The sequence below is a fragment of the Paenibacillus sp. P3E genome (assembly GCF_001909045.1).
Classification (GTDB): Bacteria; Bacillota; Bacilli; order Paenibacillales; family Paenibacillaceae; genus Paenibacillus_AQ; species Paenibacillus_AQ helianthi.
Window position 1 is genome coordinate 1 of sequence record NZ_LVWH01000181.1, and the last position, 21,330, is coordinate 21,330.

General features: G+C 52.4%; 20 protein-coding genes and 1 riboswitch. Of the genes, 4 read left to right on the forward strand and 16 right to left on the reverse strand.

Translation table 11 applies throughout. The annotated features are described in order from the left end of the window. Positions 1–68 precede the first annotated feature (68 nt). Together A3842_RS20200 and A3842_RS20205 are read right to left on the reverse strand one after the other, a co-directional pair. On the reverse strand, positions 69–392 hold the full coding sequence (locus A3842_RS20200) for a hypothetical protein (RefSeq protein WP_074102524.1): 324 nt from the start codon (positions 390–392) through the stop codon (positions 69–71). 27 nt (positions 393–419) lie between these two features. Next, a complete protein-coding gene (locus A3842_RS20205; protein ID WP_074102525.1) occupies positions 420–1,355 on the reverse strand; it encodes a Gfo/Idh/MocA family protein in 936 nt (311 codons plus the stop codon). 148 nt (positions 1,356–1,503) lie between these two features. On the opposite strand from A3842_RS20205, the gene A3842_RS20210 reads away from it, so the two are divergent. Continuing rightward, positions 1,504–2,121: a TVP38/TMEM64 family protein gene (locus tag A3842_RS20210; RefSeq protein ID WP_074102526.1), complete on the forward strand. Its 618-nt coding sequence runs from the start codon at positions 1,504–1,506 to the stop codon at positions 2,119–2,121. Between the two features lie 122 nt (positions 2,122–2,243). Continuing rightward, on the forward strand, positions 2,244–3,230 hold the full coding sequence (gene msrB / locus A3842_RS20215; protein WP_074102527.1) for a peptide-methionine (R)-S-oxide reductase MsrB: 987 nt from the start codon (positions 2,244–2,246) through the stop codon (positions 3,228–3,230). A gap of 97 nt (positions 3,231–3,327) precedes the next feature. Here msrB and A3842_RS20220 read toward each other — a convergent pair whose 3' ends face one another. The 6 genes from A3842_RS20220 to A3842_RS20245 all read right to left on the reverse strand — a co-directional run bounded on the left by A3842_RS20220 (position 3,328) and on the right by A3842_RS20245 (position 12,110). Further along, positions 3,328–4,476, reverse strand: a complete 1,149-nt coding sequence (locus A3842_RS20220) for a DUF4349 domain-containing protein (protein WP_074102528.1) — start codon at positions 4,474–4,476, stop codon at positions 3,328–3,330. Positions 4,477–4,911: 435 nt separating this feature from the next. Then, positions 4,912–7,200: a 5-methyltetrahydropteroyltriglutamate--homocysteine S-methyltransferase gene (gene metE / locus A3842_RS20225; protein WP_074102529.1), complete on the reverse strand. Its 2,289-nt coding sequence runs from the start codon at positions 7,198–7,200 to the stop codon at positions 4,912–4,914. 145 nt (positions 7,201–7,345) lie between these two features. Beyond that, a riboswitch (cobalamin riboswitch) is annotated at positions 7,346–7,560 on the reverse strand. A 201-nt stretch (positions 7,561–7,761) separates the two neighbouring features. Then, positions 7,762–8,622, reverse strand: a complete 861-nt coding sequence (locus A3842_RS20230; protein ID WP_074102530.1) for an undecaprenyl-diphosphate phosphatase — start codon at positions 8,620–8,622, stop codon at positions 7,762–7,764. A gap of 155 nt (positions 8,623–8,777) precedes the next feature. After that, positions 8,778–9,401: a DedA family protein gene (locus A3842_RS20235; RefSeq protein WP_074102531.1), complete on the reverse strand. Its 624-nt coding sequence runs from the start codon at positions 9,399–9,401 to the stop codon at positions 8,778–8,780. A 14-nt stretch (positions 9,402–9,415) separates the two neighbouring features. Continuing rightward, positions 9,416–11,365 (reverse strand): FtsX-like permease family protein, encoded by a 1,950-nt coding sequence (locus A3842_RS20240; protein ID WP_074102532.1) that lies wholly within the window; start codon positions 11,363–11,365, stop codon positions 9,416–9,418. Further along, on the reverse strand, positions 11,340–12,110 hold the full coding sequence (locus tag A3842_RS20245) for an ABC transporter ATP-binding protein (protein WP_074102533.1): 771 nt from the start codon (positions 12,108–12,110) through the stop codon (positions 11,340–11,342). The genes A3842_RS20240 and A3842_RS20245 overlap by 26 nt, the downstream gene beginning before the upstream one ends. A 187-nt stretch (positions 12,111–12,297) precedes the next feature. On the opposite strand from A3842_RS20245, the gene A3842_RS20250 reads away from it, so the two are divergent. Further along, positions 12,298–13,335, forward strand: coding sequence for an NADH:flavin oxidoreductase/NADH oxidase (locus A3842_RS20250; protein ID WP_074102534.1), 1,038 nt, complete (start codon positions 12,298–12,300; stop codon positions 13,333–13,335). Between the two features lie 119 nt (positions 13,336–13,454). Beyond that, positions 13,455–13,889: a MarR family winged helix-turn-helix transcriptional regulator gene (locus A3842_RS20255; RefSeq protein WP_074102535.1), complete on the forward strand. Its 435-nt coding sequence runs from the start codon at positions 13,455–13,457 to the stop codon at positions 13,887–13,889. 115 nt (positions 13,890–14,004) lie between these two features. On the opposite strand, the gene A3842_RS20260 is transcribed toward A3842_RS20255, so the two are convergent. The 8 genes from A3842_RS20260 to A3842_RS20295 all read right to left on the reverse strand — a co-directional run bounded on the left by A3842_RS20260 (position 14,005) and on the right by A3842_RS20295 (position 21,319). After that, positions 14,005–14,979, reverse strand: a complete 975-nt coding sequence (locus A3842_RS20260; protein ID WP_074102536.1) for a sensor histidine kinase — start codon at positions 14,977–14,979, stop codon at positions 14,005–14,007. Between the two features lies 1 nt (position 14,980). Continuing rightward, entirely contained in the window at positions 14,981–15,679 is a 699-nt protein-coding gene (locus A3842_RS20265) for a response regulator transcription factor (protein ID WP_074085375.1), read from the reverse strand. Positions 15,680–15,912: 233 nt separating this feature from the next. After that, entirely contained in the window at positions 15,913–16,704 is a 792-nt protein-coding gene (locus A3842_RS20270; protein WP_074085376.1) for a TIGR00266 family protein, read from the reverse strand. 176 nt (positions 16,705–16,880) lie between these two features. Continuing rightward, the gene (locus A3842_RS20275) at positions 16,881–17,552 is read right to left on the reverse strand and encodes a YitT family protein (RefSeq protein WP_074085377.1); all 672 of its coding nucleotides are present in this window, start codon (positions 17,550–17,552) and stop codon (positions 16,881–16,883) included. A 338-nt stretch (positions 17,553–17,890) separates the two neighbouring features. Then, positions 17,891–18,391 carry a Crp/Fnr family transcriptional regulator gene (locus A3842_RS20280; protein WP_074085378.1) on the reverse strand — a complete coding sequence of 167 codons (501 nt, stop codon included), beginning with the start codon at positions 18,389–18,391 and terminating at the stop codon, positions 17,891–17,893. 152 nt (positions 18,392–18,543) lie between these two features. After that, positions 18,544–19,068, reverse strand: a complete 525-nt coding sequence (gene cysC, locus A3842_RS20285) for an adenylyl-sulfate kinase (protein ID WP_074102537.1) — start codon at positions 19,066–19,068, stop codon at positions 18,544–18,546. Continuing rightward, a complete protein-coding gene (locus A3842_RS20290; protein ID WP_074102538.1) occupies positions 19,065–19,937 on the reverse strand; it encodes an STM4011 family radical SAM protein in 873 nt (290 codons plus the stop codon). Before A3842_RS20290 ends, cysC begins: the two co-directional genes overlap by 4 nt. Then, positions 19,934–21,319: an STM4012 family radical SAM protein gene (locus A3842_RS20295; protein ID WP_074102539.1), complete on the reverse strand. Its 1,386-nt coding sequence runs from the start codon at positions 21,317–21,319 to the stop codon at positions 19,934–19,936. The genes A3842_RS20290 and A3842_RS20295 overlap by 4 nt, the downstream gene beginning before the upstream one ends. Positions 21,320–21,330: the final 11 nt, after the last annotated feature.

Here is a 21,330-nt window from a genome sequence, read left to right on the forward strand (position 1 = left end):
ACATTAAGTTAGTATATATAATTTTAACACATTTATAGCACAATGAACATCGTTTGGCAAAAAAAAGTTCAAACGCCTCTGTCTTGCCGGGATTCCCTATTGGCTATAGCCTCCGTCACTACATATGCAAGGTCATCATTGCTATATAAAGACAGGACTCCCAGCACCGTATCGTCGGAGATGAACCCCGATTCGTCAAGGGGTACAGTCAGCGAAAGCGCATGGCTTAACGCCGCATTTCCCTCTTGCTGCGGATAAGCCTGAAGATACAACGCGTGCGGGTCCAGCTTGTTGTTCACACACCATTGAGCAAATACCAGGATCATCATCTCTTCATCCCGCTTATAGCTCTCGATAATCTGCTCTTCCGTTGATTTGAGGTAATCCTCCATGTGGTCTCCCTCCTTTCCGCTCCAATGTTAATCAGCAAGCTTCGCTGCCAGCACATGGCTGGGCAGGACCGCTGAAGCAGCTATTCCGCATTGCCCCGGTATGTCCAGGCTGCTTAAAAAATGGTTCACCACACCGCTGAATCCTCTGCGCTCCAACACCGTATCCCAGCTTCCGAAATTCTGCGTGCGCGGCAGTGTGCCCTTCTCATACAAGGTTGCCCGTTCCATGTCCACAACTTCCACAGATCTGCCGTTACCGTGCAGCTCCAGCTTCTCCAGATCTGCCCCGGCGTCCCGCACCATGCTGAACATACCGGTCGCACCATTCTTCCAGCCCAGATTGCCGGAAGATTGCAGCAGCCGTCCCGCATCGTCGGATTTCAGGCTGTTGTGCAGCAGCTCAGCATCTCCTCCGCACAACCATAGCAGCAGGTCCAGCATATGGATCAGATCATCATGGACCGTTTCACGGCTGCTGCCGGATTGCAGCTTGGTCCGGTGCTTGAACGCGTGACAGGCGCTGATGCTGCCTGCTTTCTCCAGCCAGGCTTTGGCAGCCGTATACATCGGCGCATAGCGGCGGTTGAACCCTACGCCCAGCAGCAGTCCCTTCTCTTCAGCGAATCCGGCCATCCGCCGGGATTCTTCCAGATCATAGGACAGCGGCTTGTCCACATATACCGAAACTCCGTGATTTAAGCATTTCATAACAATATCATAATGCGTGGGGGTTGGGCTATGCACAAATACTGCATCAGGCTTCCACGACAGGAGCTCATTCAGATCCGTAGTGCCTCTCGGGAAACGGTAGGAATGAACCGCGTCCTGTACGGTTGCCGGCGAATGGCTGAGCACTCCCACCACTTCGGCCTGATCATGCCTGGACAGCAGTGGGAGATAGACTTTCCGGGCGATGTCGCCGAGGCCAACCAGAGCCACCCTTTTACGTTCTGTACTTTTCATAAGCGTATCTCCCTTGGCTGTGAGTATTTCCATTTCCTTTTAGACGTATTATACCGTGACAAGTCGCAGCAACAAATGATCTTTGCTTCATTAAATTCTTTTTTTTCAGTATGATGAAATGAATGAACGAAAGAAAGGGCATAGTAGAATGAGAAAATGGCTGACTATATTACTGTATGTTTCGGGAATATTCCTCACGTTTATCTACAGGTATGATATCCTGGCCTGGCTGCGGCAGGATCATAATCTGTTTTTGGGCTTTGGTGCCGCTACTTTGCTGGCGATGTTCCCGCCGGTGCCTTATAAACTGATAATCGGGATTTACGGGTATGCCTATGGAAGTCTGGCGGCTGCGGTGATTTGCTGGAGTGCGTCTACCCTTGCCGGGGCGATGATCTATGGTATTGTTCAACACATGTTCCAGGAAAAAGCCCGTACTTATTTGGCATCAGTACCCGCGCTGGATAAATTCACATCTGCCGTGCAGCGGAGGCCATTTGCAGCGGTAGTGCTAGCCCGGCTTGCACCGGTCGTTCCGCAGATGGGAGTGAATATCTATGCAGGCGCCGCCGGGTTGCCCTTTTGGAGTTATCTTGTGGCATCCGGACTGGGCAAAATTCCTGCGATTGCTTTATATGCCTTTCTCGGCGGCCAGCTGTTCCAGCATCCGCGAAGCGCGTGGATGGCTATCCTGGTATATGTGGCAGTACTGGCTCTGGCCATATTATCGCTACGTCCACGATCCTTCAGCTCCAAGAAAGATTGATGCCAGTAAGCACATGAATTCTTATTTTTGCACAAAACGCCGCTAACTGGCAGGCGGCGCTTTTTTGTTTTATAATTACATTGTGATCTATTTAATTGCAATCTATGAATGGAGGGATATTCATGAGTGATGTTCAATCTGACAATATAAGCAGCAAAACAGAAAAGGCCACGTTTGCCGGGGGCTGTTTCTGGTGTATGGTATCACCATTTGAAGAACTTCCAGGAATCGTTGAGATTATATCCGGGTATACGGGCGGACATACCGTTAACCCGACTTATGAAGAGGTTTGCTCGGAAACCACAGGACATGTGGAAGCGGTGCAGATCACCTTTCAACCTGATATTTTCCCATACCCCAAGCTTCTGGAGCTGTTCTGGCAGCAGATTGACCCTACCGATGCCGGAGGGCAGTTCTATGACCGCGGCACTTCATACGGGACTGCCATTTTCACCCACTCCGAAGAGCAGCGGGAGCAGGCTGAAGCCTCCAAGGCGGACTTGCAGGCCAGCGGACGTTTCTCCGCCCCTATCGTGACGCCGATCCTTCCAGCCAAGCCCTTTTACCGTGCAGAAGAGTACCATCAGGGGTATCACCACAAGAATCCCGGTCACTATAAACGTTACCGCAAAGGCTCCGGGCGGGACGCTTTTATCGAGGACCACTGGAAGCACAAGGAGGAGAAGCAGAGCCTCAAGGAACGTCTGACGCCGCTGCAATATGAAGTTACTCAGAACAATGCAACCGAATCCCCTTTCCGCAATGAGTTCTGGGATCATCACGGGGATGGCATCTATGTCGATATCGTATCCGGTGAGCCGCTGTTCAGCTCCAGCGATAAATTCGACTCCGGCTGCGGCTGGCCCAGCTTCACCCGTCCGATCCGCGACTATTCGGTCAAGGAGAAGACGGATCTCAGCCATCTGATGGTCCGCACTGAGGTCCGCAGCAAAGCAGCAGATTCTCATCTTGGACATGTATTTAACGATGGTCCCGGTCCAAACGGCCTGCGCTACTGCATTAACTCGGCAGCACTCCGCTTTGTTCCGAAAGAGGATTTGGAAAAGGAAGGCTACAGCGAATACCGCGTACTGTTCCAGCATGCTTAACTAACAGCGGTTATTCCGCTCAGTTGCACATCCGCGTCACAAAGCCTCCAACCCGCAAGCAGCGGTGTTGGAGGCTTTTTTCTTCTGTAAAATCATATTATTCCGGTTTTTTTTCGTCCCGCTCATCAGCATCAGGAACAGGCGCCGCATTCCCGGTGGTCTGTTCCTGCAGCGGCTGGTTCTGCTCCCGGCTCACCTGACGGATACGCATTACCGTCCCATGATCCCGTGACTTGTTTCTTTTGCGGACCCAGAGCACAATCACCACAACAACAGCAGCTACAATCAATACCGGAAGCGCAGCAGCCAGAAATATAAAGAGCCATTGAAACATCACGGACAGTGCATGCAGACTGCTCCGAAGCGCATCCGAAGCCCGGTCCATTAACGGCCCTTGTTCTTTGGTCTTGGCAATATCCACGCTCTCTTCAGTCTGGTACAGTCGAAGCTCAACCGTAGAAAAAGATACATTCTGGTCAATATATCGCATTCTGCCCTTGATCGTCTCTATTTCCTCCTGAATGGCACCAAGCTGGTTGGCAAACGCCACGAGGTCAGCGGATTTGGTTGCCTTTTTCATAAACTCGATATATTGGCCCTCCATCAACTGCTTGGCCTTGAGGCGCGACCCCAGATCCACATATTCCTCTGAAACGTCCTGACCCTGGATTTTTTGCTGAAGCTTCACGTTTTTGATCTTTTCCAAATGGTCCAGAAAAGAAGAAAATCCCGAAGCAGGCACCTTCAGAATAAAGGCTCCGCCATGCTCATATTCGGAGGTATTCTCCGAAAATTCAACAATATAACCTTCTGCGAGCGTCACCATATTGCGTACTTCTGTCTGCGCCTTAGCATAGTCCGTCACTTCCATCGTTAGGCTGGCGTGATAGATCAGCTTTTTGTTCAATCCTGCCACAACGTCATTTCCCGTAAAACCGGCCGTTCCTTCAGCTGCACGCGCTGCATCCGTGTTGCTCACTGCTGAGCTTCCTCCGCCACCCTTGTCTCCCTCAGCCGCAGGAGCTTCAGCTGCAGCCGACACTGCTTGATCCTTCGGTGCAGCATTCGCTGAAGTGTTCTGGTCTGCTGCGCCGTCGAAGCCTTCTGCCGTGCTGGAATTGTCTGCCTTCATCTCCGACCGGCTTGCAGAATCATTATTGCTTCCAGCCCCGCACCCTGCCAAAACGATAGCAAACACTATTAGTCCCAATACATAATACAGATAATGCAGACCCCTTTTTTGCATGCCCATTCCTCCAAAAGTGTAGTGGAATTTCCGCTTCTTTTGTACAGATTGCTGCCAGCGAAGAGCTTTTTGTCTGTAGGCATCTTTCGCGTTAAAGTCTTTGACGTTCCAAAAGCTGGAAGGTTGCAGGAATTCGGTAGATTTTCCAATCCAGTGGCTGATTTGCCCATCTAAAGGTGCTTTCGTTATTTGGGGATATAAGATTCGCGAAAAGAAAAAACACCAAAAACCCTATATTCACAAGGAATAAGGGTTAGGTTCTGCTCGGACAAGCTCCACCTTGCCGTTCAGTTCGTTGCTGTATAGATGGCGTCGATTCCAGCAAGGGGAGGTGAAACCCTCCTGCGAAAAGACGTACCATTCAAGGATAAGAAGGAAGCCTGGTCCAGGTTCCTTCTATTCTTTTTCTCATTCTAGCAAGATTGAGAATGATTATCAAGCGTTTTTCTTCCGCACATTACCTGCGGCCAGAACCATGTTGCGAAGTGCCGCCTCCGTCTCTTCCCAGCCGCGTGTCTTCAGCCCGCAGTCTGGATTGATCCAGAATTGTCCGGCATCCAGTACACGCAGTGCGCGCTCAATATTCTGCGTCATCTCCTCTACTTCCGGAACACGGGGACTATGGATATCATAGACACCCAGACCAATGCCTTTATCATAATCATGCTCTTCAAAAGCCGAAATCAGCTCCCCATGGCTGCGGGAAGTCTCAATGGAGATCACATCCGCATCCATAGCCGAGATCGCCCCGATCATGTCGTTAAATTCGCTGTAGCACATATGCGTATGAACCTGCGTGGTATCCTTCACATGGGTTGTGGCCACCCGGAAGGACCGTACAGCCCAATTCAAATAATTCTCATGGTCTTCCGCCTTCAGCGGCAGCCCTTCGCGGATGGCCGGCTCATCCACCTGAATCATCTCGATTCCGGCATCCTCCAGCGCTTGAACCTCGTGACGGAGAGCAAGGGCAATTTGCTTCGCTACCTCTTCTCGGCTGAGATCATCGCGTACGAAGGACCAGTTCAGGATGGTTACCGGTCCGGTCAGCATGCCTTTTACCGGCAGCTTCGTCAAGGACTGGGCATAGACGCTTTCTTTGACGGTCATTGGCTGGATAAAAGCGACATCCGCGTAAATCACCGGAGGCTTCACGCAGCGCGAGCCATAGGATTGCACCCAGCCATTCTGGGTGAACAGATAGCCGCCCAGCTTCTCGCCGAAGAACTCGACCATATCCGTCCGCTCAAATTCACCATGTACCAGCACATCCAGACCAAGCTCCTCCTGAAGTGTAATCGCCTCGGCGATTTGACGGCGGACGAACGTATCATAGCGCTCCTCATTCCACACCCCTTTGCGCCATTTGAGACGCGCCTGGCGGACCTCAGCCGTCTGCGGGAAGCTGCCGATAGTTGTAGTCGGCAGCAGGGGCAAACGCCATTTATCCTGCTGCAGCTTCACACGCTCTGCGAACGGCAGGCTCCGGCTGTCCGGAAGTTCGTCCAGACGGCGGACCTGCTCCGCCACATCCCGGCGGCCGCGTTCAGGAAGTGCGCGGAAGACAGCCAGCGCTTCCCGGCTCTCCGCAAGCTCCGCCTCGGCCGTTCCGTTGTCACCACCTGCGGCTGCGGCGAGCAGCCGAAGCTCTGTCAGCTTTTCGTCAGCGAAGGCCAGCGCCTGCTTCACAGCAGGCTTCAGCTTCCCTTCGCTCTGCACCGTAACCGGTACATGGAGCAGGCTGGAGGATGGCTGAAGAATCAGCCGGTCCAGCGGCACATGAAGAGCCAGCTTCTCAATCAGTCCAAGCTTGGTATCAGGGTCGGCACGCCAGATGCTGCGTCCATCAATTATGCCTGCACCCAGCCATTTATCTTCCGGCCAGCCAAGTCGTCCGATCGCCTCCAGATTCGCACCGCCATCATGGACGAAGTCAAGGCCAATGGCCTGTACCGGCAATTCAAGCAATGCTTCCAAGGGTTCAGCCGCTTCAAAATAAGTCTGCAGAATCAGATTCAAGCCGGGGACTGCAGCGGAAATCCCGCTATAAATGGTCTTCAGCAAGGCAATGTCTTCCGCGTTCAATCCTATAACGATGGCTGGTTCGTCGATCTGCACCCAGGCTACACCTTCCTGCTGAAGCTCCTGCAGCAGCTGAATATAAGCCGGCAGGAAGCGGGCGGCAACCTCGCTGATGTCCGCAGCCGGAAATCCCTTGGACAGCTTGAGGAAGGTATACAGTCCCACAATGACTGGCTTGCCTTCAATACCCGCCTGCGCTTTGGCGAAGCGGTAGGCGGCCAGCGGTTTGTTCTCAGTCAGCCGGGGTGTAAGGCTGCCGATCTCCGGCACGATATAATGGTAATTCGTATTGAACCATTTGGTCATCTCGCAGGCCGGGGCGGCCGCATTGCCGCGGGCCATGGCGAAATATAGATCAAGCGGGACAGCCCCGCCGTCATAATCATAACGTGGCGGCACAATGCCGAACATGACGGCTGTGTCCAGCACATGATCGTAGAAGGTGAAATCATTCACCGGGATCAGGTCAATACCGGCCTGTTGCTGCGACTGCAGGTGCTGAAGCTGAATGTCCGCCATTTCAGCACGGAACTCCTGCTCGCCAATTTTACCGGACCAGTAAGCCTCCAGTGTTTTTTTCCATTCACGGTTTTTGCCGATTCTCGGGTACCCCAGATTGCTGGTGATCAATTTTGTTGTCATTGAGATCTGCTCCTCATCTGTTCGCTATTTGTTGTATGTCCTTATAAAAAGACGCCTCTCCCGAAAAATAAGCCACAGGGAAAGACGCCCATTGATCTTCTAAATGGAATAACGTCTGAACACCTCCCTATCTACCGTAGGTACTGCAGTGCTTCTGAGTCAGGCAGGTCTCCTGGCTAGCGGAGTCATCGTTCTTCAGCAAGTCTTCCCCGGCTGGATCTACCTGTCTGCCAGTGACACATTAAGCTGGAACTCTTCCGTTACAGTGGCGGGACCGCGTCGGTTTCGAGCCGAACTTCCCTATTAAGCTGGACAAAAGCTACATTCGCTCCATCCGGCACCTGTCTCCTATATTCGCTTTTCAAAACTTCATCCTTTAATCTGATGCCATCATACTGTACCTTTTTTGCCATTCGCAACAGATTCCGGCGATTTCAGCTATACACATTCGCTATAGCAAATCAGCTTTTTGCCCGATTTGGCACTTGAATCTTGATCAGTGCTCATGATAAAAAGGCGATACCCTCCAAGGAAGGCACCGCCTGCATTATTTTTTCTATTCTAGAACCATACCAGATATACCACTACAGCAAGAACAATCCGATAGATCGCAAACGGCAGAAGCTTAATGCGGTTGATCAGCTTCAGGAAGAAACGCATGGACAGCAGCGCGAACAAAAAGGCGCTGATAAACCCGGCAATAAAGAACGGCAGCGCATCGAGAGTGAAGTACTGCCAGTTCTTCAGCAGTGAAATCAGGCTGGCTCCAGCCATAATCGGCACCGCCATAATGAAGGTGAAGTCGGCCGCGGCACGATGGCTCATACCGAGCAGAACGCCACCGGAGATCGTGGAACCGGAACGGGAGAAGCCCGGCCACAGCGAGAAACACTGGATCAGACCGACCGATAGCGCCTGCCTATATGTAATTTGATCGACACTCTCCGTTTTGATCTTTTTGGGGGCAAACAGGTCTGCACAGATCATCAGTATTGCACCTACGACCAGACCAATCAGCACCGTTGAGGTCGAAAACAAATGCTCATCAATATAATCCTCGAACAGAAAGCCGAGCACCCCGGCAGGGATAAGACCCACAAGCACCTGTGCCAGCTTCAACCGTCCCGCCGTTTCCACTGCTGGCTGTCCTTCCGGCACCGCTGTCAGCTCTTTGCGGCTGAACCGCTTCAGACCCAGGAGATCGATGAACCGGTTGCGGAAAATCACCACCACGGCCAGGATCGAGCCCAGCTGAATCACTACCTTGAACGTATTCGCTGTGTATTTTCCGAGAAATTCCTGCGATTTCAGCCACATATCATCAACAATAATCATATGGCCTGTGGAGGACACCGGAGCAAATTCAGTCAAACCTTCAACAATACCCAAGATGATTGCTTTAATTATAGTCAAAAGCTCCATGGAATCTCCTCCTAAAAGTTTTGTGAGCATTGCATCTATGAAATCACTTCGTACAAAACTCGCTACGAAAGCATAAACTTAGTTTTGTGAGCATCACATCTATGAAATTGCTTCGTTCAAAACTCGCTTCCAAAGCATAGAATTTGTTGGTGTTGTTACCCGCGGGCTTTGCCGGCGGTACGGCGTTTACGCAAATACAACAGTCCCAGCACGAGAATTCCTCCGGCAATCAGGGCGTAGACCACGCTGGAATAAGCCTCTATATACCCTCCAATGTCCTCCCAGGACTCTCCTAACGCAGCACCCAGCAGGATCAGCAGTGTATTCCAGCCCAGTGTACCGATCGTCGTAAACAGCATAAAAAGTCCGAACTTCATTCCCGACATTCCTGCCGGAATCGAGATCAGACTGCGCACCAGCGGCACCATCCGGCAGAACAGCACCGTCCAGTAGCCGTATTTATCAAACCAGGCATCCGCTTTGCGGATATCACTTTTCTTAATCCGTATCCATTTGCCGTAGCGGTCCACAATACGCTCCATTCGGCTGACATCCAGCATCCGGCCGATCCAATACAGAATGGCTGCACCCAGCAAAGAACCCGCCGTAGAGGCAATAAGCACACCCGGTATCGTGAGTCCGGAGGTTGTAGTCATAAATCCGCCAAAGGGCAGGATGACCTCTGAAGGAATGGGGGGAAAGACATTTTCCAGCGCCAGCATCAGAAAAATACCGGCATATCCGAACTGCTCCATAATATCTGTAATCCAGTTTTTCATTCGGTTCCCTCCGTCTAGATGAGATTTTTCTTGAGGTTGCGCAAATAGCGGCTGCGGATGAAGAAGAAGTATAGCGTCTGGGCAGCCAGATAACTGGTCAGCACAGCCCCGGTCTCCGCAGCAATGGACAGATAGAACAGCCGCTGCAGCGCAATAAAAGCAAACAGACTGTGCAGAACCGCCAGCAGGACCGGGATGAAGAACATGAGTGCCAGCTGCAGTGTCACAATGCGGTCCAGTTCCTGGTCAGTCAGGCCCATTTTGGACAGGGTGGAATACTGCAGGCGGTCATGATCCAGATCCATATAGAGACGGAAGTAGAGGAAGCTGCCGGCAGCAATGAAGAAGACGGTCCCGACAAGCAGCGAAGCGAACAGCATGGTGCTGTACAGCGTGCGCTGAATCTCAAATAAGGTTCCGCTGATCACAACGGCATAAGCAGACTTTTCTTCATAGGGAACCTTCCCTTTGGCAGCGAGTTCTGAAGCCACCCCCACCGTCCGGGTAAAATCATCCACATAGAAGCCGGTATACCAATCCTGCTGCACAGGGATAACCAGGTTGTACAGACTGTCGCTGATCACCAGCCCGCTGAAATCGCCGCCTCCCCTGCCGTCCAGCTCCGGCAGCAGATATTCGGCAACCGGCACATGCTGCGTATAGCCGGTCTCTTCAATCTGGATTCCTTGCTGGAGTGTATATGTTGCTTTGAAGCGCTCTGCGGTCAGACTGCGGTCGCGCTGGGAACCGATCATCACCAGGCTTTCATTGCCTTCCAGCGGCGGTTCATTCGAGCTGAAGCCCGCATGTTCCAGAGCAAGCTTGTAATTCCTGTAGGACATCAGAGGCAGCTGAAGTGTATGGTCGGGACCTGTCTGCGAAACGACCGCTGCGACTTTGAGTGGAATCCGCAGGGTTTCGTAAGTCAGACCCAGCTGCTCCAGCTCTGCAGTAATCCCTCTCAGGTCCTTCTCTTCCGAGGAAGTATGCCCCCCACCCTTGGCTACATAGCCGACAGCCGCCGGATAATCCAGCTTCAGCTCCCGTGACAGCGTGTGGATCGATGCGAAGACCCCCACCGAGGTGAAAGAAACTGCCGATACAATAGTGACCATAAAAAACATCCGCCCATTGGCCTTCCACCGGTACGATAATCCCGAGAACGTGAGAATATGCGTATGCTTCCAATAGAAGCGGCGCAGCTTCCGCAGCATCCCCACAATATACAGACTGAGTTGAGTGTAGAAAAGATACGTGCCGCATACAGTAATCAGCACCACTGGAACCATCATGATCTCTACAGTTGTGGCCGTCGTGGCAGCCGCCAGACCATACCCGGCGAGGAGCAACAGACCTGAGATCAGCGCCAGCTCCTTGGATACCTTTGGCTCCGCATTCCCTCTGTGTCCGCCCTGGAACAGTCCGCGTGGTGCTTCATTTCCTATAAAAACAAAGGTAGACAGCGAGATCAGCATGAACAGCAGAACAAAGCTGCAGATGGTAAGCACCGGCGCCTGCCAGGGCAGGTGAAATGTAAGTGGGGGGATGCCCAGAAACCCGGACCCGATCATCAGGAAGAGCTTGCCCAGCAGCAGCCCCAGCAGTGTGCCGGTGAGGATAGCAGATCCGCCAATCATCATATTTTCCAGAAATACCATCAGGTTCAGCTGCTGTTTGGTCATCCCGTGCATCAACAGAATTCCGAACTCCAGATTACGTGATTGCAGGAATGAACCTACTGACACGAGTACGAACAGGGAACAAAAGACATAAATGATTCCTTCGGCCACCATCATCGTATTTGCAGCTGTCCCCAGGATCATATCCTGCGAAATCGCCGGATGATAAATGAACAGTGCACACAGAAAGAAGACCATGACCGAGAACGCGCTGCTGACAAAATACGCGGCATATTTCCGCTTATTCCGTGTTACATTCCTATAAGCGAACTGCCGGAAGGTCATGGCCCGCTCCTCCCAGCAGCGACAGCATGTCGATGATGTTCTGGAAGAAGGCGGCCCGGCTGGTGCCCCGGTACATTTCGCTGTGGAAGCGCCCGTCTTTGATAAAGATGACCCGGTGGCAAAAGCTCGCTGCTACCGCATCATGTGTGACCATCAGCACCGTGGCTCCCTCCGCCTCATTCACCTCCACCAGCAGATTCATAACCTCGTTTGCGGCTTTAGAATCCAGGCTGCCCGTCGGTTCATCTGCCAGAATCAGCGCTGGCCGGTGGATCATTGCCCGGGCGATGGCCACCCGCTGTATCTGTCCGCCGGAGATCTCATAAGTCCGTTTGTGCAAAAGTGTGCTGATGCCCAGTCTATCCGACACCTCTATGAGTCTGTGTTCCATCTCTTTCACGGAAACTCCAGCAAGCGTTAAGGGCAGCACAATATTCTCTTCCACAGTCAGCGTGTCAAGGAGATTGAAGTGCTGAAAGACAAACCCCAGCTCTTTGCGGCGGAACAGTGCTTTGTCCTTGCGCCCCAGGTTTTTAGGGTCCCGGCCATTGATCCTTACTTCTCCTGAGGTGGGTTCGTCGATGGTAGCAATCACATTTAGCAATGTAGTTTTGCCGCTGCCCGATGGTCCCATGATTCCCACGAACTCGCCTTTCTCCACAGCAAACCGGATATGATTCAGGGCGTGAATCGACACTTTGCCCTCGTATATTTTGGATAGATTATGGACATCTAAAATGGGCAAATGCTTACGCTCCTTCGTTCCCCTGGTTTGCCTTCATTATATAAAGTGTAAACAGCAGCTGCTATTTCTGAAACTTACAACTACCTTACAGTATTGTAAGCCACGAAAGACGATTGACATTTATTTGCAAAGGGAGTATATTTATATGCATGAGCATGCATTTATTAATTTGTGAGGAGAGATTGAAATGAAGGACTTATTTACCCCCTATGAGCTGCAGGATTTGAAGCTGAAGAACCGTGTGGTGATGCCGCCGATGTGCCAATATTCCGTTACGGACAAGGATGGTATCGCCACAGACTGGCACTACAATCATTATGTAAGCCGGGCGGTCGGCGGTGCCGGACTTATTATCATTGAAATGACCGATGTCGATCCGGATGGCCGGATAACCGATTATGATCTGGGGCTCTGGTCAGATGAGCAAATCCCCGCACTGGCGAGAATTGTTGAGGCTTGCCACGCTTACGGCGCCAAGGTAGGCATCCAGATTGCCCACGCCGGACGCAAAGCAGAGGATGCTCCTCGGCCGGTGGCTCCCTCTGCGATTCCTTTTAATGCCGAATTCAAGACTCCGCGTGAGCTGACCACCGAAGAAGTACAAACGATGGTTCAGAAATTCCAGGCAGGCGTTAAGCGGGCCATTCAGGCGGGCTTCGATGTGATTGAGCTCCACGGCGCACACGGCTACCTGATCCACCAGTTCCATTCCCCGCTGACCAACAAGCGGTCTGATAAATACGGACAGGACCTGACACTGTTCGGCAAAGAGGTCATTCAGGCAGCTAAAAAGGAAATGCCTGAGGGCATGCCTTTGATTATGCGGATATCCGCGCAGGAATATGTTGAAGGCGGCTATGGCATACGTGAGAGCATCGAGATTGGCAAAGTCTATAAGGAAGCAGGGGCGGATATTTTTCATATCAGTGCGGGTGGTGAAGGTGCCATTGCTGCTGATGGCAAGCCGGGAACCCACGCTGCCTATCAGGTTCCGCTTGCCCGTGCATTCAAGCAGGAGCTGAATGTTCCTGTCATTGCAGTAGGGCGCCTGGATGAGGCTGTCCTGGCTAACGCAGTCATCGGCAATGATGAGGCCGATCTTGTCGCCGTGGGACGGGGCATGCTGAGAAATCCGTACTGGACCCTGGAAGCCGGTGTTCAGCTCGGTAAAGATGCCGGTCTGCCGAAGCAATACGAGCTGGGCTTCCCCCGTTCCCGGAGATAACCTCTTCCCAGAAACCAGGGTGCTATCCCTCGCCGTTCCTTATACAAACCGGGGCATGGAATGTTATAATGTACAAAAATATCATCATATGGCATACATCCGGGAGAGGAATGGTGTGGATGAAAAATTCCCTTGAGGGTGGCGTAATCACAGGCTGGTTAAGCTTAACTCATATACAAATGAAGGTTGCAGGTGAACTTGAAGCCAAATTGCAGGAGAGCTTTGGGTGGTCTCTAAATGAATTCTATCTGATGTACTTCCTGTCCGAAGCACCGGAGAAGAAGCTGCGCCTGCAGCAGCTGGAATCTATGGTTGGACTCAGCCAGAGTGCCGTCTCCAGACTGGTCAGCCGCTTCGAAGCCAGAGGCTGCGGCGTACTGCAACGGACGGTCTGTGACGACGACCGCAGAAGCATTTATACCTCTCTGACCCCTATCGGCCAGGAAAAGGTGGACCGCGCGCAAGTGACGGTGAATGAAGTGCTTCATGAAGTGTTCCCCCGCGCGGAGATCAAGCTGCTGCTGGAGCAAATGCTGGACCTCCCGCAGCAATAGCGCCCAAGCCGGGCTTACCCCAAAATTCATATATTTTCTTAAAAACCTGCTGTCTCATATTGGGACCGCAGGTTTTTTATGGTTGCAGTTCATTCCTTTACTTGATTCTGTTCACTCAGAATATAATCCGGACCGTCGTCCCCTTTCCCACCTCGGAGGATATTTCCACCTGATGCCCCAGCTTGCTGCAAATCTGCTTCACCAAATATAGGCCCATCCCGGTAGACTCCTGGAAGCTGCGCCCGTTGACACCGGTAAAATAGGCATCGAATACACGCGGCATATCTCCTGATGGAATACCTACACCCTCATCCCGCACCTCAAGCACGGGTCTGCCTTGATCCCCTGCATACCCGTGAAAATACACAAACCGTCCCTCCTCCACCGTATACCGTAGTGCATTGGTGATCAGCTGGGTCAGTACAAAGGACAGCCATTTCTCGTCCGAGGTAATGAATAGGTCATGATCGACTGAAATGGCCGGAAAAACACGTTTGCGGATAAACAGCCGTTTCTGTTCAGAGGTTACGCCCCGCACAATAGCCGAAAGCTCCAGCCGCTCCACATAGAAATCATGCTCGAACGTGTCCAGACGGGCGGTATAGAGTACGGTATCCAGCCCTTTTTTGAGCCGGTCCAGCTCATCGCCAATCGACGTAAAAGGCGGGCCGTCTTTGTCTTGAATAATGAGGTGGATGACCGACAGCGGGGTCTTCATACCATGCACCCACTGGTTAATGAAGTGAATATGCTCCTCCAGCTTGTGGCGGTAGCTATGCAGGTCATTCTGATACAGGCGGAACTGGTGAGCCAGCAGGCCGCGCAGGCTCTCTGCCAGCGGAGTATTCTGAGCAGGCCCGCCGGAGTCATCCAGCGATGACGGCAGATTCAGCAGACGTTCGTAGAAGGAGCGGTTGGAGAAATAGCGGTATGCGAGGTATGCCAGCAGCAGACAGGTGCTAAGCAAGCCCGCATACAGGCATACATTCACTCCGCTGCCCCCGTCCAGCCGGTAGACCAGAGTGATCATCGAAAGCTGGGCCAGATAAATAATAATAAGTGGCATCTGTTCCCGCAAAAACAGCTTCATGTTACGCCTCCTCCCAGTTCTCACACAGCCTGTAGCCTTGACCGCGCACCGTCTGGAGGCCGTCCGCTATATCCAGCGCCGACAGTTTTTTACGCACCCGGGTCACGTACACATTCAAGGTATTGTCATCGACAAAAGCCTGGTCATCCCAGATTTTCTCCAGGAGCCGGTCGCGGGATACGAGGGTGCCCGCCTTTTGCATCAGCTCATCGAGAATTTTGGCTTCGGTGTGGCTGAGATCAATCTTGGCACTGCCCCGCGACAGGACCAGACGCTCCACATCGAGCATCAGCCCCGACACGGTCAAGCTGCGGTCACTTCCGCCTCCGGCATAGGAGCCATAAGCCCGGCGGAGATGGCTTTTAATTTTGGCGAGGGCAATCTCATAATCGAACGGCTTGGTGATATAATCATCGGCTCCGTTTTCGAGCGCCATCACCTGATCCATTTTGCCTTCGCGGGCGGAGATAAACAGGATCGGGCAGGTGGAGATTCCCCGGATTTGGCGGCACCAGTAGTAACCGTCGAACTTCGGCAGATTCACATCCAGCAGCACCAGATGAGGAGCATACTGCTCGAACTCTGTACGGACTGCTTCAAAATCACGCACAGCCTGCGTCTCATAGCCAAACTTATGTAAATAATCCTGGAGCAGCGTCACCAGTCCACGGTCATCTTCGATAATGAAAATTTTGAACATATCAGGCCTCCGGTCTGCTGTATAAGCCCGCTAAGGGGGTTGCCCCATAATATATACAGTCCCTGCATAGTAGTCAAATATGAGGTGAAGTTCCTGAGTATCCCATGATGGAAACCCGCTTGGCAAATGTTGCGCCCCTGAACCCGCGTAAAAACAGCCGTCTGCCGGAGTACTCCGGCAGACGGCTGTTTCATTGTTAAGGAGTAAAGGCAACTGCCCGTTGTCTGTACCGTCTATCTACCGTCCAGCAGATTGCCCAGGCCGCCGAGAATGCTGCCTTCTTCCTTGCGTCCTGTAGGACCGGCAGCAGAGAGTATACGGTCCGCCATCCGGCTGAACGGCAGCGATTGTACCCACACCTTGCCCGGTCCGCGCAGGGTGGCAAAGAACAGACCCTCGCCGCCGAAGAGCGCAGTCTTCACCCCTTTGACCATCTCGATATTATAATCTACTGAGGAGGTCATGGCCACGAGACAGCCGGTATCCAGCTTAATCGTCTCACCTGGCTGCAGCGTCCGCTCCATGACATAGCCCCCGGAGTGAACGAAAGAAAGACCGTCTCCTTCGAGCTTTTGCATAATGAAGCCCTCACCGCCGAAGAAGCCTGCACCCAGCTTGCGTTGGAATTCAATGCCGATCGATACGCCTTTGGCTGCACATAGGAAGGAATCCTTCTGGCAGATGATCTTTCCCCCATGCTGCTGAAGATCCAGAGGGATGATTTTGCCAGGGTAAGGCGCGGCAAAGGTAACCCCTTTGCGGCCGTAGGCCCCACTGTGTGTGAAAACTGTCATGAACAGGCTCTCACCGGTCAGCAGACGTTTGCCTGCGCCCATCAGTTTGCCCATCAGCCCGCCTCCGCGTGATCCGGTACCGTCACCGAAAATCGTCTCCATCGAGATCTCCGGGTCCATCATCATGAAGCTCCCGGCCTCCGCAACCACACTTTCGCCTGGATCAAGCTGGACTTCGACACACTGTATTTCCCCACCCATAATCACGTAGTCAATCTCATGAGCACTCATTGTTATTCCTCCAGTAGTTACGTTTATTATGTAATCCTATGTTAGTACAGCTGTGATATATACGCTGCACGTGCTTTACTGGTTTCACTGTCTCTATACAACAAAGAAGGCCAGCCCGGGTGTCAATCTGGCTGACCTTTCGCTTATCCCCATAACAGGGGGTAATTTAGAACTCTTCACATTACTGTACCATCATGCGGTTTGCTTAGTGCAGGTTGAATTTTGGGTGCTTTGCTCAGCTTAGGTCTGCCAAGTGAGGTTGTAAACGTAATAACGTAGCCTGCAACGACTACTGCCATTACGGTGTACAGCGTTTCCTTGAGAGGCATATAGAAAAGTGATAATGCCAGAACGATAACATCCATCAGGATAAATACGGTTCCTACCTTAATTCCCTTCCATTCACTGATCAGCAGTGACAAAATATCATCCCCGCCACTCGCCCCGCCGCCGCGGAGGACCATTCCTGCTCCTAGACCTGTCAGTACACCGGACAACAGCGCCGCAAGCGGCAAGTTATCCTGCAAGTTGATCACCCATCCGGAATAACGTTCCATCAGGCTGTAGAATATGGTGAAGGCTCCTACAGAGATGAAGGTATTGCACACGAACGCTTTTCCCTTGAAAATCATTGCGATTAGAAGTACTGGTATGTCTAAGACTAGAATAGACAAAGATGGCGAAATACCTAGTACATATTTGCCGAGCAGCGACAAACCTACGAAACCACCCTCGGTCAAATGATTCTGATAATTGATGTGATAATAAGTAAATGCAAGCAGAAATGTTCCGGACAAAATAATAGTTAGTCGAAGCGGCAATCGCATGCCACTGTCTTGTTTCCTCATACAGGTCTCCCCTTATTGTAGATGGCGGCTTAGACGTATTCCAAGCCTCTACGACGGGTCTGACCGGAGGATGTGTTGCTCCTTCGCATACAATACTCCCTTCCCTCGCAGAGGCGGTTTCGTCAAATAACAACGGTACGCGCACTTTCTACAGGGAAGCTAAGTATAAGACAGATCATAACGTTTCCAAATCGTCCTTTGGGGAATCGTCCTTCGGGGACACATGGTATCCTGATCCTTTCTCTAATTTGATGTGTTCTGAATAGATTATACCACGCTTGGGTGCTTCTCTAAACACATTTCCATTAAAAAGCATACAGCATTTTGTAAAATCTCTGTCAGCCCGGACTCCGCAGCAGGCGGTTGACCGTCTCACGCCTCACTCCGATCAGTTGGCCGATCTCTTCCTGTGTCAATAAATCCGTCAGCTCTGCGCCATGTGAATACTCGAGAAGCCAGCGTGACAGCAGCGCAAGCCGTTCTCCCGGAGTGCCCACCGTAAGGTGATCCAGGCGGGTCTGCATGAAACGCACCTTCTCTTGAAGCAGCAGGGCGATTTCCATGACTTTATCCGGGTCCTCACGCAGCTCGCGGTACCATTCTGCTGCCGGAATCAGCTCCACTTCGCTTTTCATCATGGCAACAGCTGTTCCATGCGCCTCCTTCGGTGAAATAAGTGAATGATGGGGGACGGTTTCCCCGGGGTACAAGAGATTGAACAGTACGATGTTCCCGTTCTCATGCAGCCGGGTTACCTTGAAGAGTCCGCTCTTCACCTGAAACAGATTCTGGCAGGCATCCCCTTGGCGGAACAAGACCTCTCCTTTGTGCAAAATCATCCCGCTCTCTCCTTTATATTCTCAGTATGTATGACTCTATTCTACAAATTGAAAAGAAACCCTGTCCGAAATCGCAGGTAGGGCACGGTTTTATCAAAATGACTAGGGAATCAGCCATCGCTTACCCTAGATCACACGGGACAGACTGCGCTTTACTGCCGCTTCTTCAGCCATGTCAGCAGCTCGATTGCACATTCCTCCGGTGTATGCTCCGCCGTGCAGAGCTTCACTTCAGGACTGACAGGGACCTCGTAAGGATCGGTGATCCCGGTGAAGGAGGGAATCTCGCCACGGCGGGCTTTGGCATATAAACCCTTGACATCCCGCGCTTCGCAGATCTCCAGGGGACATGCCACATAGACTTCCACAAAATCCGGAAGCATATCACGGGCATAGCTCCGCATCTCCGCATAAGGGCTGATCAGCGAGATGACCGTCATCACACCGTGCCGGTTCAGCAATCCTGATACATAGGCTGCCCGGCGGGTGTTCTCGAAGCGGTCCTCCCGGCTGAATCCCAGCCCGTGGCCGATGCTGCGCCGCAGCTCATCTCCGTCCAGCCATTCCACCGCCTGTCCCTCAGCCCGCAGCCTGTCCGTGATCAGCGCGGCAATCGTTGATTTGCCTGCCCCGGACAGCCCTGTTAGCCATAGGGTTGTTCCTGGTTGCACACTCATGCTCTTCCCTCCGGCACTCTATAAGGAATTCGTTCCAGCAGTCCGGAACCGTATATCTGCTGCAGCTGCAGCTCGGGCATATGGATATAGCCGATATAGCAGTCACAAGCTTTCATCCTACAGCTTCGTTCCGCCGACAGACCTTCAAGACCATCCCTGTAGAGGCTGCCAATCACCCCTCTGTCCTTATAACACCGTTTGACCTGGCCGGAACCTTGTACATAGAACACACTGCTTCCTGCATTACAGGCTTTGCCCAAGCTTTCGTAGTCTCTCGTATTAAGCACGAAATGCGGATCAATGCCGGTAAGAAATGCGATATCCTCCAGTGTATAATAGTCAGGTTTATCCTTATAAGCATTTACCCACAAATAGACATCCTCCGGCAGGGCTTCTCGCAGTGAAGCTATCGCCTCAAAGGCACTATGCAACCCGACGCTCCCCACACTAAAAGGTATGCCTTGCTCATATACAGCCATACATTGGGCCAGAAACCGCTGCTCCTCCACCTGTCCCGGATGATAGGTCGCCCAGAAAGCTGACTTATGCAGGTTCAGCCCGGCAGTAAAATCCAGCCCGGCCGACAGATTGGTCTGAATAGCCACCTTGTCTACGTGCTCCAGATTGGAGAGTGTGACCATAGCCTCTTTATACCAGCGGTGGATCAGGGCCTCTCCATAAGGATTGAAGAAGATGGACAGCCGGTGGCCTTCAGCTCCCTGTGCGGTTGCCCAATGGACAAAGGTCTCCAGCTCCTCACGGTCCTTGGCGAGGCGCGCTCTACTGTCTCTGGTCTTACCAAACGGACAGTACGGGCAATCATAGTTGCAGGAGGTGAGAGAGCCACGATAGTAAAGAACAGCCTTCATGGCAAAACAAACCTTTCCATCTGCTCCCGGATGTTGCCCGAAATAAACCAGTCGCCGATAGAATCCGAGTAGCCCAGTCCTTCCGGGGTCAAGCGTAATACGCCCTCTTCATTCAGGGCAAGGCCGCTCTGCAGCAGAAGGTTCAGCTCAGGATGATCGCTCCACAAGGAAGACGTAAAGCGTCCGCTATAATCGGCAAGCTTCAGTCCCTCACTGTGCAGCACCGCCTTCAGAATGTACCGCCGCTTCTGCTCTTCAAGACTCAGCACAATGCCGTAATCTGCGGTATCATAGCGCTCAGCCGCGACATAATCCGCGATGATGCTCTCTGTAGCCTTACGGCTGACTCCGTAACGGGAAGCATAGTGTACATTCCGGGTATAGGATCTGGCTCCGCAGCCCAGTCCGACCATTCCTTCCTCCTGACAGCTGTAGTCCAGGATGGTTTTGCCTGATCTGGCTGTATCCTTGGCAAAGCGCCGCATGGAGTATTGCGTGTAGCCATACTCTGCCAGGACGCTTTGAGCCGCCTTATAGCACTCAAGGCGGATGTCCGTCTGGCGCCGCATATCCTCCGGCTTCACAATCGTATGATGACGCGTATACAGCGGATAAATGAAAATTTCCTCCGGCTCATGCTGCACCGCCTGCTGCAGGGAGAACAGCCAGGATTCCACCGTTTGGCCTGGAAGCCCATAGATCAGATCCAGATTCAGGATCGGAAAATCATACTGCTTCAGCAGCTCCAGTGCACGGTATACCGTATCCGGATTCTGCGGACGGAATATGGCGGCTGACTCGGCGGCAACAAAACTCTGGATGCCCATACTGACCCGGTCTACCTTATGTTCCTTCAGAATATCCAGTTTCTCCTCTGAGAGCGTCTCGGGAGAGGTTTCTACCGAGAGGGAAGCCGTGCTAAAGTCCAGACCCATGATATCCTCAGCAATACGGAACAGCCGGCGCAGCTGAACAGGCTCAAGCAGGCTGGGAGTCCCGCCCCCGATGGCGAATCTGGCGAACGGCTTGCCGCCGGTGAATGCTGCCCACTGCCGTGCCTGGCGTTCCAATGCGTCCACATACACCGTGTGCACCTCCGCCCGCTTGTCAGGCAGAGTGAACAGGTTGCAGAAGCCGCAGCGTGCGCCGCAGAACGGAATATGCATGTACAGGAAAAAAGTCTCCGCAGGCTCCTCCTGCCAGAGTGGCTCCAGCGGAACTGGCGGCTCCAGGTCGCGGTAAGCGGTTTTGTGCGGATAAGAATAGAGATAATTACGGTAAGGATAAGCGGTAATGTGTTCTTTCCACTGCGTGACCTCCTCCGAAGGGAATGGGGGTCTTCCGTCATGGCGGAGGTGCAGGGGATGCTGTGTCGACGTCATACTTTCTCCAT